Origin of the sequence: Pedobacter sp. PF22-3, from assembly GCF_026239555.1 — a bacterium.
Classification (GTDB): Bacteria; Bacteroidota; Bacteroidia; order Sphingobacteriales; family Sphingobacteriaceae; genus Pedobacter.
Map to the genome: position 1 here is coordinate 60,753 of NZ_JAPIVP010000017.1, position 12,797 is coordinate 73,549.

The 12,797-nt window shown below is 38.1% G+C and carries 11 protein-coding genes; 6 read left to right on the top strand and 5 right to left on the bottom strand.

Annotation, left to right across the window (positions count from 1 at the left end; translation table 11 throughout):
* The first annotated feature begins 36 nt into the window (after window positions 1–36).
* The 3 genes from OQX63_RS18935 to OQX63_RS18945 all read left to right on the top strand — a co-directional run bounded on the left by OQX63_RS18935 (window position 37) and on the right by OQX63_RS18945 (window position 5,475).
* Entirely contained in the window at window positions 37–1,176 is a 1,140-nt protein-coding gene (locus tag OQX63_RS18935; protein ID WP_265852382.1) for a M28 family metallopeptidase, read from the top strand.
* 170 nt (window positions 1,177–1,346) lie between these two features.
* On the top strand, window positions 1,347–2,426 hold the full coding sequence (locus tag OQX63_RS18940; protein WP_265852383.1) for a DUF5694 domain-containing protein: 1,080 nt from the start codon (window positions 1,347–1,349) through the stop codon (window positions 2,424–2,426).
* Window positions 2,427–2,700: 274 nt separating this feature from the next.
* On the top strand, window positions 2,701–5,475 hold the full coding sequence (locus tag OQX63_RS18945; RefSeq protein WP_265852384.1) for an outer membrane beta-barrel protein: 2,775 nt from the start codon (window positions 2,701–2,703) through the stop codon (window positions 5,473–5,475).
* 116 nt (window positions 5,476–5,591) lie between these two features.
* Here OQX63_RS18945 and OQX63_RS18950 read toward each other — a convergent pair whose 3' ends face one another.
* The 3 genes from OQX63_RS18950 to OQX63_RS18960 form a co-directional block, all read right to left on the bottom strand.
* Window positions 5,592–6,278, bottom strand: a complete 687-nt coding sequence (locus OQX63_RS18950) for a class I SAM-dependent methyltransferase (RefSeq protein ID WP_265852385.1) — start codon at window positions 6,276–6,278, stop codon at window positions 5,592–5,594.
* Window positions 6,279–6,590: 312 nt separating this feature from the next.
* A complete protein-coding gene (locus OQX63_RS18955) occupies window positions 6,591–7,991 on the bottom strand; it encodes an MBL fold metallo-hydrolase RNA specificity domain-containing protein (RefSeq protein WP_265852386.1) in 1,401 nt (466 codons plus the stop codon).
* A gap of 63 nt (window positions 7,992–8,054) precedes the next feature.
* Window positions 8,055–8,282 carry a YtxH domain-containing protein gene (locus tag OQX63_RS18960; RefSeq protein WP_134204220.1) on the bottom strand — a complete coding sequence of 76 codons (228 nt, stop codon included), beginning with the start codon at window positions 8,280–8,282 and terminating at the stop codon, window positions 8,055–8,057.
* Window positions 8,283–8,361: 79 nt separating this feature from the next.
* Between OQX63_RS18960 and OQX63_RS18965 the strand changes: the two genes are divergently transcribed.
* A complete protein-coding gene (locus tag OQX63_RS18965; RefSeq protein ID WP_265852387.1) occupies window positions 8,362–8,985 on the top strand; it encodes an HAD family hydrolase in 624 nt (207 codons plus the stop codon).
* A gap of 178 nt (window positions 8,986–9,163) precedes the next feature.
* On the opposite strand, the gene OQX63_RS18970 is transcribed toward OQX63_RS18965, so the two are convergent.
* Window positions 9,164–10,834 carry a DUF6600 domain-containing protein gene (locus tag OQX63_RS18970; RefSeq protein ID WP_265852388.1) on the bottom strand — a complete coding sequence of 557 codons (1,671 nt, stop codon included), beginning with the start codon at window positions 10,832–10,834 and terminating at the stop codon, window positions 9,164–9,166.
* Window positions 10,835–11,112: 278 nt separating this feature from the next.
* Between OQX63_RS18970 and OQX63_RS18975 the strand changes: the two genes are divergently transcribed.
* Together OQX63_RS18975 and OQX63_RS18980 are read left to right on the top strand one after the other, a co-directional pair.
* Window positions 11,113–11,814 carry an SAM-dependent methyltransferase gene (locus OQX63_RS18975; protein ID WP_265852389.1) on the top strand — a complete coding sequence of 234 codons (702 nt, stop codon included), beginning with the start codon at window positions 11,113–11,115 and terminating at the stop codon, window positions 11,812–11,814.
* 255 nt (window positions 11,815–12,069) lie between these two features.
* Window positions 12,070–12,249, top strand: coding sequence for a hypothetical protein (locus OQX63_RS18980; RefSeq protein WP_265852390.1), 180 nt, complete (start codon window positions 12,070–12,072; stop codon window positions 12,247–12,249).
* A 58-nt stretch (window positions 12,250–12,307) separates the two neighbouring features.
* Here the strand turns inward: OQX63_RS18980 and OQX63_RS18985 are convergent, their stop codons facing one another.
* A complete protein-coding gene (locus tag OQX63_RS18985) occupies window positions 12,308–12,547 on the bottom strand; it encodes a phage tail protein (RefSeq protein WP_265852391.1) in 240 nt (79 codons plus the stop codon).
* Window positions 12,548–12,797 lie beyond the last annotated feature (250 nt).

Below are 12,797 nucleotides of genomic sequence, written 5' to 3' on the forward strand. Positions count from 1 at the left end.
CAGACCAACAATTATTTTATTTTGCTAAATTCCGGCATGAAAAGATTCGGTTTCTTCATCTTCCTTTTTTGTGCCGTTAACAGTTTTGCACAGGATTCTACTTATACCAGAAATATAATCAATACCCTTACCTCAAAAGCATTCTGGGGCAGGGGTTATACCAAAGATGGGATGAAAAAAGCGGCTGATTATATTGTCGATGCCTATCAAAAAATAGGCTTATCGCCAATGGGAACAGCATATAAACAAATGTTTAATTTTCCTGTAAATACTTTCCCCGGGAAAATGGAGGTAAGCATTAATGGCAAAAAACTCATTCCTGGCGAAGATTTCATTATAAATAATGAAAGTCCGGGTATTAAACAAATATCGAAACTAACTCCGGTTGACAGCCTTAACTACCGCGCTACACCATCACTACAAGTTTTACTAAAAGATAAATTAACCTGGTCTGTAGCTTCTGAGGTTGGGGATGTTACCACCATACAGCTTAATAAAAAGCGCTTCGCTGCCATCCCGAAAGAAATCAGCGTAGACATTGAAAACAAGTTTATCCCAAATTTTCAGGCAGCCAACATTTCTGGTTTAGTAAAAGGAACTAAATATCCTGATTCATTGTTAATCATTACCGCACATTACGATCACTTGGGTGGAATGGGGGCAGCTACCTATTTCCCAGGTGCAAACGATAATGCGGCTGGTGTGGCTACTTTATTAAGTCTCGCCAAATACTACGCCGCCAATCCCCAACCCTACTCTATTGGTTTTATCTGTTTTGCTGGCGAAGAAGCTGGATTATTGGGATCAAGGTATTTTGTAGAAAATCCGCTGGTATCCTTCGGTAATATAAAATTCCTGATCAATCTGGATTTAGTGGGTACAGGAGAAACCGGAATGACAGTGGTTAATGCGACTGTTTACCCAAAAGCCTTTGCACAGCTAAATGCCATCAATAATGAACATCATTACATTTCCAAAATCAATTCGAGAGGTAAAGCGGCCAATAGCGATCATTATTTCTTTACTGAAAAAGGTGTACCTGCATTCTTCATTTATACACAGGGTGGTCCCTCTGCCTATCATGATATATTCGATAAACCCGAAACCTTACCACTTACCAAGTATAAAGATCTGTTTAAATTAATCGTTGGCTTTAATCAAAAACTGATGGAATAGCATCATTTCCAGTACGAAAACCCTAAACCGCTATTCAAACACATCATTTTGGATCCTCAATCACTAATTCTCCTTTTCTCCGATTGGGATAATATTATGAGCCTTTGGGATAATTAAATTGAGCAGTAAAGCCTGTATACTCATCTTTGAATCAACAAAAACGAAACAAAATGATGAGAACTATACAAAAACTTAGCTTTGCATTAATACTGCTAGTGGCATTTACCATTAAATTGAATGCCCAAAATCAAATCGAAATTGTTATAGTTGGCTCTGCCCACAACAATTCAAAATCGACCCTAAATTTTCAGGCAATAATTGATAAACTTAAAAATTTTAAGCCTGATATGGTTTTTGGCGAATACCTGCCAAAGGATGATTACAGTAAACTGGAAGAAAGTAACTGGGCAAAAGAATTGTTTAAAAAAGAACATGATTATCTGGAAAAATTAAACCCAGAATCTCCTAAAAACATTGATGCACAAATTAAAAAAGACCAGAAAGCACTCGCTAAATTTGCTTACTATCATAAAACAAGAATGAATTTAGCCGTTAATTATGCTAAAAACTGGGATAGAGGAAATGCTGATTATCAGATTTTTGTCCTGGAGAACTATATGAAACAGCATTTCGGCAGAGAAGAACTGGCAACCTATACAAAGATGTTTGGCAGTACAGACTCGTTAAAAAAGATAGGTTTCTACAGACCGGGAAGCGAATACAGCAAAATTTATTTCCCGCTTATTTATCAATTACAGCAAGATCGTATTTATAATATGGATTGCCAAACCTATGATAAACCCTGGGGAGAGGCCTGGAGTAAAACAGACTCATTATACAAGATTTTAATCGGCAAAGCAAAAACCGATAGCAGCTCGCTGGAAGCTGCTACCGTTAAAGCCATAGAAAAATACTGGTCTTACAATAAAGATGAAGCAAAGGTATTTAATGCTGATCCCTACGCTGGCATGAATACGGTAAAATATGGTGTTTTAGATGAAGCCTGGAACTTTTATGGTGGATCTCACTTTTATGGATATGCAGGTTTCCCAACTGAAACGGTAAAAGAAATGGTTGCACAATGGACCTTGAGAAACGAAGGGATGTGTAAGAATATCATTGAGCAGGCCAAAGCTAAAAAAGCAAAAAGGGTTGTGGTAGGTGTTGGCGCATCACACCGGAAATGGATGGAAGAAATTTTAGCTAAAAACCCAAATGTAAAAATTATCAATTATAACGATCTGCACTAAATCAATAATACGCTCAATCAGCCTCCTTGCCATGCAATGGGGCTTTTTTGTTTTCAATTTTGTAATTTTTCCGTTGCTATTTGCAAATGCAGGATAATCGGTTTACTTTTAACTAAAAAAATAGTTATTTAGTTTTATATGCAACCTCTATTTGAATATTGTGTCAGTATTTGAACAAACCGCTATCCATCACATTTTTAGTCCAGTTCATCACATTTATTGATTCTATAAAAAAATAGCCAATAATTTTAGGCTAGCCTATTCAAAACCATACATGAAAAAACTCATACTTTCCCTTGCCTTTAGTTTAATTATCTTTAGCCTGTTTGCACAAAAAAATGGAAGCATCACCGGTATATTAGCCGATAGCGCTAACCATAAGACCACTTTAAATTACGCTACTGTTTCGGTTTATAAAGTTGGCGACAGCGTATTAACTACTTATAAACTGTCAGACGATAAAGGCGTTTTTAAAATCAATGGTCTGGCAACGGGTGTAAAATACCGATTAGTGGTAACAGCCTGGCAATATGGAACTTTCAGAAAAGAAGTAGAACTAAGCACAGCCAATCCGGCTTTGAACCTAGGCACCCTTTACCTTTCCACAAAAGCGAATGATTTAAATGAAGTAGTAATCTCTGCAGAGCGCCCTCCGGTAATTGTACGTAAAGATACCATTGAATTTAATGCAGAATCTTTTAAAACCCTGCCATCTGCAGTAGTAGAAGATTTGTTAAAAAAGCTTCCGGGTGTGGCCATTGCGGCTGATGGTTCTATACAGGTTAACGGCAAAACAGTAAGTAGAATTTTAGTAGACGGAAAAGAGTTTTTTGGTGGCGACCAGCAGATTGCAACCAAAAACCTGCCAGCAAATATCATAGATAAGGTACAGGTAGTTGAAGATAAACAGGCTAAAAGACGTGCTCCGGATTTAACTGCTGCAGAAATACCACAGATTATCAATTTAAAGCTAAAGAAAGCCATTAAAAAAGGTGCTTTCGGTAAATTATACGCTGGCGGAGGCTTAAAAGATCTGTATCAAGCCGGTGGATTAATGAATTTCTTTAGGGATACTACGCAGGTAAGTGTATTGGCCTATGGCAACAACATCAATCAGCCGGGCTTTAACCCCAATGACGTGCAGCGTATAGGTGGATTTAACAGAAGCGGTGTAAACTCCATGATGATGACCTCTGGAGGATATTTCGAGTTTAACGGCATTAATTTTGGCGGAAGTTATAATGGGGTTCAAACTTCATCGGGCGGTGGTTTTAATTTTAATACGATCAATAAAAAAGGGATCAAATTTAATACGCAGTATTTCTTCGGAAAGTCTAATAACCTTTTAGAGAAACTTTCTAACACCAACCAAACCCTTGGCACTGATCGTTTAATTACCAACACCAATGAAAATACTACGTCTCTCATTCTCAAGCACAATATCGGTGGAAAATTAGACTGGCAGATCGATTCTTTAACACAACTAACTATTGAGCCGGCAATAGTGCTCAGCTCCAACAACTCAGTAAACAGAATATTTTCAAGCAATAATAATGCGAATAATCAGCTCATCAACAAACTCGAGAATTTGAATGACCTGAATACTTCTAGCAACCAATATCAGTTAAGAGCCGATTTTAGTAAAGATTTCAAAAAAGCAGGCAGATCTTTCAATATGGGAGTCGATATTTCTGCAAGCCCTAACCCTGTTATCAATTACAACAGGAGCAGAAGTGTTTTTTACCTCACACCATCTACTGCAGAAATCGACCAGTTAAGAAATAATACCATTAATAACTTCAAGTCCTACATCTACAGTAACTATACCGAACCGATCAGCAAAAAATTGAAATTTAAAACTGACATAAGTGGGAATATCATTAAAAATGAAAATGCATTGAATACATTTTACCGTAATCCGGCTAACCAACTTTACGATATTGTAGTTCCTAATTTATCGCAAACGGTTAAACAGGCAGGTTTCAAAACCAACACAAATATCAGTCTTGGATATAAAGTAACCAAAGATCTCTACCTTCAACCCGGATTGGTGCACAATTATATTTCGTTAGACAACCGCTTTACTAATGGTGCGAGCATCGATCAACATTATAACTTTGTATGGCCTACATTTCAATTGAATTACAAAATATTCCGTTTTAACTATTCGGCCCGTTTTACTGAACCAAATGTGAGTTATCTCCAGCCAGTGGCCGACAATACAAATGCACTTTACATCCGGAATGGAAACCCTAATTTATTACCTGCCCGTATGCAAGGTTTAAGCATGAATATGTATAAGTATGATCCTAAGAACCTAATTAATTACAATTTATACGGTTATGGTAATTTCACAAAAAACGGCATTGTCAATGCTATTACTATTAAAGATGGTGTACAAACGGTTAATCCTGTAAACAGGAACGGCATTTACAATTTTAGTGGTGGTGCCAATATCTCTAAAGATTTCAGGAAAGATAAGACAACTTTAAAAATAGGTTTAGGTTTCTGGGCTAATTTTGATCGTAATCCAGTTATCGTAAACAATATTGAGAGTGATGCCAATATATTTTACGTAGGGCCAAATGGAAGTGTAAGATTAAACCTGAACGATAAGATAGAAATTAACCAGTCATATTCAGTAAATTTAAACCGCAGTAGATATAATGATCGCTATTATACCAATATTAGTTACAATACCCATCAAAGTACATCTGAACTGATTATCCGTTATCCTAAAAAAATGGTTTTTGAAACGAGTTATGCTTTAACTATCAACGAGCAAAAAATTGCAGGTTATAACAATAATATTAAATTCTGGAATGCCGCGCTTACTTACCTGTTTATGAAAAACGACAGGGCCCAACTAAAATTTTCAGTGAACGATATTTTACAGAGTAACGTACGTAGGAACATCCAGATTATAGGCAACAGCGTTATTGATGCGCAAAGCAATAACCTGGGCAGATATGGCATGTTTACCCTTACTTATAATATTCAAAATTTTGGCCAAAAAGTTGGCGGAAGACAGACATTTTTTAATTTTTAACTACCTTATCCTGAATGTAGTGAAGAATTCCTAGAACAGATGTAGTATGCTTTTCAAAAAGATTCTTCACTGCGTTCAGAATGACAGATGGGTTTTTAGGCTTTGCAACTTTTAGATTATTGCGCTAAAGTTAATTTGACCAAATACTGATCTTCACCATCATCAAAAATCAATTCAGGATTCCATCCCGTTTCTGCCGCAATCTGTTTAATGGTTTCTTCATCTATATAAATCCAGTTGAACCAATTGCCTTTTTCCCCTTTATACTCATACTGGTAAGATACCTCACCATAGTATTGATTTTGTGGTTTAGGCATATCTTCATATAAATAAGCGATATCGGAAGAATCGAAAATTACCTGCCCGTTAGGATTGATGAGGTCTTTTAGTTTGATCAAAAAAGTCTTAAAACCGGGTAAAGTTCCTGTTAAACCGATACCGTTCATCAGCATGATAATGGTATCGAATTTCTCCTGATAGGTAAAAATATCTTGTACAAATGCTTTTTTTACTCCACGGTCTTTCATAATATTCACCGCAGCTTCCGAAATATCAATCGCTGTAACATCAATATTAAAGGCTTGCAGAAGTAAAGCATGACTGCCCACACCGGCACCGATATCCAATACTTTGCCGTTACACATATGCAAAGCCTGAAGCTCCAAAACCGGCATATCTTCATCATCACGGAAGAAAAATTCTAAAGGCATTTCTTCAGCTTCTCCGTAAGAATTATGCAACCAAAGCGTATCTGCCTCACCCGTTCTGTAAATATCTGTTAGCGCTTTACCAAAAACATCCATAATGCAAAGATAGGGAAAATGGAAGATGTATAAATGGATGACGGAAAAGGGAAGATGGGAGATGGAAATTTTATGCTGAGGTAATAGGCCCCTGAAAGCGGCGAAAAATGATTACAAAATATCTATGCAGAGATCTTAATTCATTATCCCCCATTAATGGTCATTTTAAGATTGCTTATGAAGTTGGTCGGGATTTATTACCCTTATAAAATAAGATTGAAATCTAAAGAACAACGGTCTGGATTTGTAATCCAGACCAGCTTAATTAAAAATCCAAACCAACGATTTTCATCACATTTTTGCGTAACAATTTTAATCCAAATCAAATGCCTGATGGTATTCTGGTATGGCTACATGTTTAAAACCATGATCTTTTAGTCTCGTAGCAAAATGTTGTTGTACTTCGTACTCTCCATGAACCAGAAACAACTGTTTTACCCTCGCCGGATCCTGGCCTGATAAAAAATGTAATAAATCTTCATAATCACCATGCGCACTCATCGATTTTATGGATTGTACTTCGGCTTTAACTTCATATTCCTGGCGGAAAATTTCAACTACTTTCTGTCCTACAATTAATTTACCACCCAGCGAGTTCGGCTCACAATAACCCACCATTAAAATGGTATTTTTCTGGTTACTGATATTATTCCTGATATGATGTTTTACCCGGCCAGCCTCTGCCATACCCGATGCAGAAATAATTACGCAAGGCCTTGGATCAGCATTTAAAGCTTTCGATTCTTCAACGCTTTCGATAAAACGCAATCCTTTAAAGCCAAAGATATCATGATCTACCTTTAAAATTTCTTTAACACCATTATTGTATACTTCAGGATGGTTTTTAAGAATTTGAGTTGCCTTTGATGATAAAGGACTGTCTACGTAGTAGGGAACATCAGGCAATTTACCTTTCAACTCTAAACCATTTAAAGCATAAAGGAGTTCCTGTGTACGGCCAACGGCAAAAGCTGGAATAATTACCTTACCTTTTTTTATGTTACAGGTATTATTGATGATCTCCAAAAGCATATTTTCGATCGGTTCGAGATCTTTATGTAGCGAATCGCCATAGGTTGATTCCATCAAGATATAATCAGCCTGGTCAAATTGTTGCGGGCTTTTCAGCAGCAAGTCGCCATAACGACCAACATCACCAGAAAAAGTAATGCGCGTAGGTTTTCCATCTTCTGTAATGGTAAGATGTACGGCAGCACTCCCTAAGATGTGGCCTGCATCGGTAAATTTCAATCGAATTCCGTCTTCAATCTCAAAATCTTCTTCATACTCCACAATCTTCATCTGGCCAACTGTTTTGGTCACGTCTTCCTCGGTATAAAGCGCTTCTTCCATCTCTTCACCTTCGTGGAGATTACGGTTTGCGTATTCGGCATCCTGCATCTGGATTTTAGCAGAATCCATCATTAAAATTCGGGCAAGGTCCATTGTAGCCGAAGTACAGAAAATCTTTCCTTCAAACCCTTCAGCCACCAATTTGGGCAATAAACCACAATGATCAATATGTGCGTGTGATAAAACGAGATAGGTGATTTTTTTGGCATCAAAACCAAAATAGTCGTTTAATTTATCGGTAACATGGCCCATCCCCTGAAATAAGCCACAATCTAATAAAATTTGGGTACCGTTTTTTAAAGTAATAAGGTGCTTACTCCCCGTAACCGTACGGGCGGCACCATGAAAAGCAATGTTCATCAAGATATTGGTTAGAATATATATAGCATAAAAGTGCCGGATATTTCCGGCACTTTCAATTCGTTACGCATTTATCTCTGCTACTTTATCTTTAACCTTATCGGCAACGCTTGTGGCTTTATCTGCCAAACCTGCTAATTTATCTTTTGAGGCATCTAAAAGATCAGCAAAAAAATCTGATACTTTATTTTTCAGATCGCTGCTCGAATCTGAAGATAATGCTAGCGCAATAGTTGCACCCAATGCTGCTCCGGCTAATACGCCTACTATGATTTTCGTTTCTTTTTTCATGGTCTTATTGATTTACTTATTAAACATATTTAACTCACAGGTGTTTTTATTTTTTTCATCTTACAAAAACTAATCCATAATGAAGCGAATATTTTTTATAGACTTAGACAATACCATTTACTTTACCAAGCAGAACGAAGAACAATTGATGGGCGAATTATATCGTTTCTTAGAAAGTATGGATTTAGGAATCAGCAAAGAAGATTTTCGATTAGCCAAACAGGAAATGCTGAGGACACCTTTTTTAAAAGTAGCTGAAAAATACCATTTTAAGAAAGAAACAATGCCAGAAGTAATTTCTTACCTCCAAAATAGGTCCGTAAACCAGCCTTTAAAACCGAGTGATGATTACCACTATATCAAAAGCTTAATCGGCAGAAAATTTATTGTAACAGCAGGTTTTCCAAAACAACAGCAATCAAAAGTAAAAATGCTGGGCATCGCCGATGATTTTGAAGAAGTGCATGTGGTAGATGTTTCGACAAGCAATAAGAAAAAAACCTTTGAAATGCTGATCGACCAGCATCAACTTAACAAAGATGATATTTTAATTATTGGTGATGATGCCGAATCGGAAATTAAATTTGGATTAGAACTGGGAATAACCACTTTTTTACTCGACCCTGAAAACCTGCATCCAAATGCCGAAAGCACTTTTAGGGGAAGTGATTTAAGTAACCTTCATGAAGCAGCAGGGCAGTAATAAAATGAAGATCGTCATCTCGACTGGAACGCAGTGGAATGGAGAGATCTATCTTAATAGATTTAGCTTCGCTGAGCACTACGTAGTTCTCGACTTCGTTGCAATTCGCTCGAAATGACGTTAACTTTATTAGAATTACCGCATAAAAAAGTCCCGATTTTCATCGGGACTTTCTATTTTATCCTCTACCACCTCTTGATGGTCTTCCTCCTTCACCACCACCCCTTTGTTGTGGTGCTTCAGACCTTCTTTGTTCTTGTCGCTGTTGCTGCTGCTGAGCTCTTTGTTGCTGAGCTTGAGCATCACGTTGTGCCCTTTCTTGCTGTTGCTGTTGGGCTTGTTGTGCACGTTGCTGTTGCATCTGCTCATTACGTTGCTGTTGAACCTGCGCATCGCGTTGTGCCCTTTCTTGTTGTTGCTGTTGGGCTTGTTGTGCACGTTGCTGTTGCATCTGCTCATTACGTTGCTGTTGCATTTGCTCATTACGTTGCGCCCTTTCCTGTTGTTGCTGTTGGGCTTGTTGAGCACGTTGTTGCTGCATTTGCTCATTACGCTGTTGTTGCAACTGTACATCGCGTTGCGCCCTATCTTGCTGCTGCTGTTGGGCTTGTTGTGCACGTTGTTGTTGCATCTGCTCATTACGCTGTGCCCTTTGTTGTTCCATTTGAGCACGTTGATCATCCTGACCTCGTTGTGGCTGCATATCACGTTGGTTACGTTGTTGATCTATGCTCATTCGGTCTTGATTACGCTGTTGTCTGATCTGATCTAAACGTTGTTGATCCTGACCACGATTTGCATTATCTTGTCTGTTCCCATTATCAATTCCATTGGTACCGCCACGACTAATACGTCCGTTTGCATCCCTATTATAAGCCTCGCCCCTGTTAGTTGGCTGATTATTACTATCACGGCCTGCATTTCGGTTATCTCTCGATCCGAAACGGTTGTCGTTATTGCCTGGCGTATTACCTCTTTGATCGCGGTTGGTATAGCCTTCGTTTCTGCCGCCTCTGCTGATACCAGCATTACCTTGCTCAAATCTCCTTGGCGCAGCATTACGGTTATCTACTACTGCATTACGTTCGGGTCTTGGCCTGTAAATCGCTACCTCCCTACCACCAATCCGGCTTGCACCTGGTCTTGAGCTTTCGGCATAACGATATACAGTTACATCTCTGTTGGTTGCGCGCCTGATATCTTCAACCCTTGGACCGCCATAATAAGTTCTTCTGTTATACACATAAGTATTATTGATAATCGTGGTATTGCGGATATATACGTTATTGCGGCCGTAATCATATCTTGGGAAAGTATTAATATAAATATTGCGCTGAGGGATAAAGTTCCAGCAAAATTCTGGTACTGCATAACGGCGGCCAAAGCTTAAATTAATACTGATACTTGGTGCCATAGGTGCCCATCCATAATATCCGTCTCCACTTCTCCAATCTACCCATGCTGGTCCCCAATTGGTATCAGGTAACCAGATCCATTGCCTGTAACTGTTAATTACCCAACGACCGTAGTGGAAAGGTGCCCAGCCCCAATCGTAATTAGAAACCCAGGTATTACCATATTCGGTCATCGCCCAACGTCCGTTGGTATAATACGGGCGGAATTCACTTTGATCTACATCTGGTCGCCAAACATAACCGTATTGTGGATCCTGTATCCAGGTGCCATAAGGCGAAAGTTCATCGTAAAAAGTCTGTAGAGAAATATTGCCGGTACTGTAACCATCAGACTGGTAATCGTTTTGGTAGTCTTGTGCCCTGACAAGGGTTGTGGTTCCGGCAAGGAGCGAAAATAGCCCCAGCACAAGTGCCGTAGATTTCAGTGTTTTCATTTGTGTGTTTATTTTAATAACCTAATGTGTGTGTATCAATTAGAGAACCAAAAACACCAAAGGTTTAATATGCAAGCATAGTTTTTGGATTTTCCCCAGAATATTGCCATCCAAGGCATATTTAACTAATATTTAACGTTTTAAGCCCAGTTTAATTGTGCAGAAAATAAGTCAGTTAAAAATAAAATTTGCTACACATCTGCTTACGGAAGAGATTATATTGCCAGTTCTATAAGCTTTAGAACTTAAATTCTATTTATTGTGCGTATTTTTGTAACATGCAAAAAGGCACTTTATACCTTATTCCCGTACCATTGGCAGAAGAGGTAGCACATAAAACGTTTACCCCTTATCTGGTTGATACCATTAACCAGATTGATACCTACATTGTAGAAAACAGTAAAACAGCACGCCGCTTTTTAAAAGAGGCAGGCTTAAAAACACCACAGAAAGATCTGATTGTGCATGATTATGGTAAACATAACCGAACAGATTTAGGGCAGTTTTTTGTTGAGCTTGCTGCCGGAAAAGACGTTGGTTTAATGAGTGAAGCTGGTTGCCCTGGTATTGCTGATCCTGGAGCGGATATTGTTGCAGAAGCACATAAACGTGGTATTAAGGTAGTACCATTGGTAGGGCCAAGCGCTATTTTACTTGCCCTGATGGCTTCGGGTTTTAACGGACAAAGTTTCGCTTTTTGGGGTTATTTACCGATTGATAAAGAGCAGCGCACCAAGCGGATTAAAGACCTGGATTTATCTGCAAGCCGTTACAAACAAACACAGATTTTTATCGAAACGCCTTTCCGCAATAACCAGCTTTTTGAAGAAGTACTGAAAAGCTGTAAACCCAACACGCAGGTTTGTGTGGCCAGTAACCTTACCGCAGCAGATGAATTTATTAAAACACAAAGTGTTTATAACTGGCGAAAAGAGGAAATAGACCTCCATAAAAAGCCGACAATATTTTTATTGTACTAAGTTGTCCATTCGTTCAGTAGCCATTGGTTCATTAGTGATTGAAATTGGGCAAATATACCTTTCAAATCGTCGTCATCTCGACTGAAGCGTAGCGAAATGGAGAGATCTATTCTTCTTAGATTTCTTGATTGCAATGCATTCTGTTCGAAATGTCGATTAATCGAAGTACAATAACTCAAAAAAATCAAAACATATCGAATCTAACATTGGTTGTTATCATATCGCTCTTTAATTTATTTACTAAATCTTTGAGTTATGAAAAATACGAGCACACCAAAAAACAACCCAACAGTTCAAGGTAATTCTATAGCCGATCGGGCTAATCATGATGTTAAAACGGATAAAAAAATCCAGGGCATTACAAATGGCGGCGGACAACGGTCAGACCAGACCTCAAATAAGGACAATCAAAGAAAACACGACAACAAGAAATAATAAAAAAGGTGATGATCCAGCAAGATCATCACCTTTTTTTATGCTTAAATCATCCACCTTAATCCCTAGGGTGTGATGGATAATAGCCATCGGTAGAAATGATGTATATAGCACCTTCTACTGATGGGAGCTTAGGCAGCGCGAAATTTGACATGCCATCGCCACCATACCTTGTCTTAAGGATAGAAAACAACTTTATATTTTTACTGACCGATATCAACGAGCCGTCACATATCGCAAATCCTTCTGGTGCATAGTCACCAGCAAAAAGGGTTATTGCCCCTAGCATTGAATTCATAGCATGTTTATTTAGTTGTTCAATACTACTAAAAAAAATAAAATGATTTTTATATCAACTGTCTAAAAATGCAATATATCTACATAAGCGCAAACAATTCTATTCAACAACGATTTCATCTGCCAAAACAGGTGTTTGTGTAAATTTTTAAATACAAAAATAGATTTATACAATTACAATCAATACAGTTTCAGTTTTCGTGTAAAATTCGCCCTTGACCTAAAATTTATGTAACAGGTTCTGTTACATT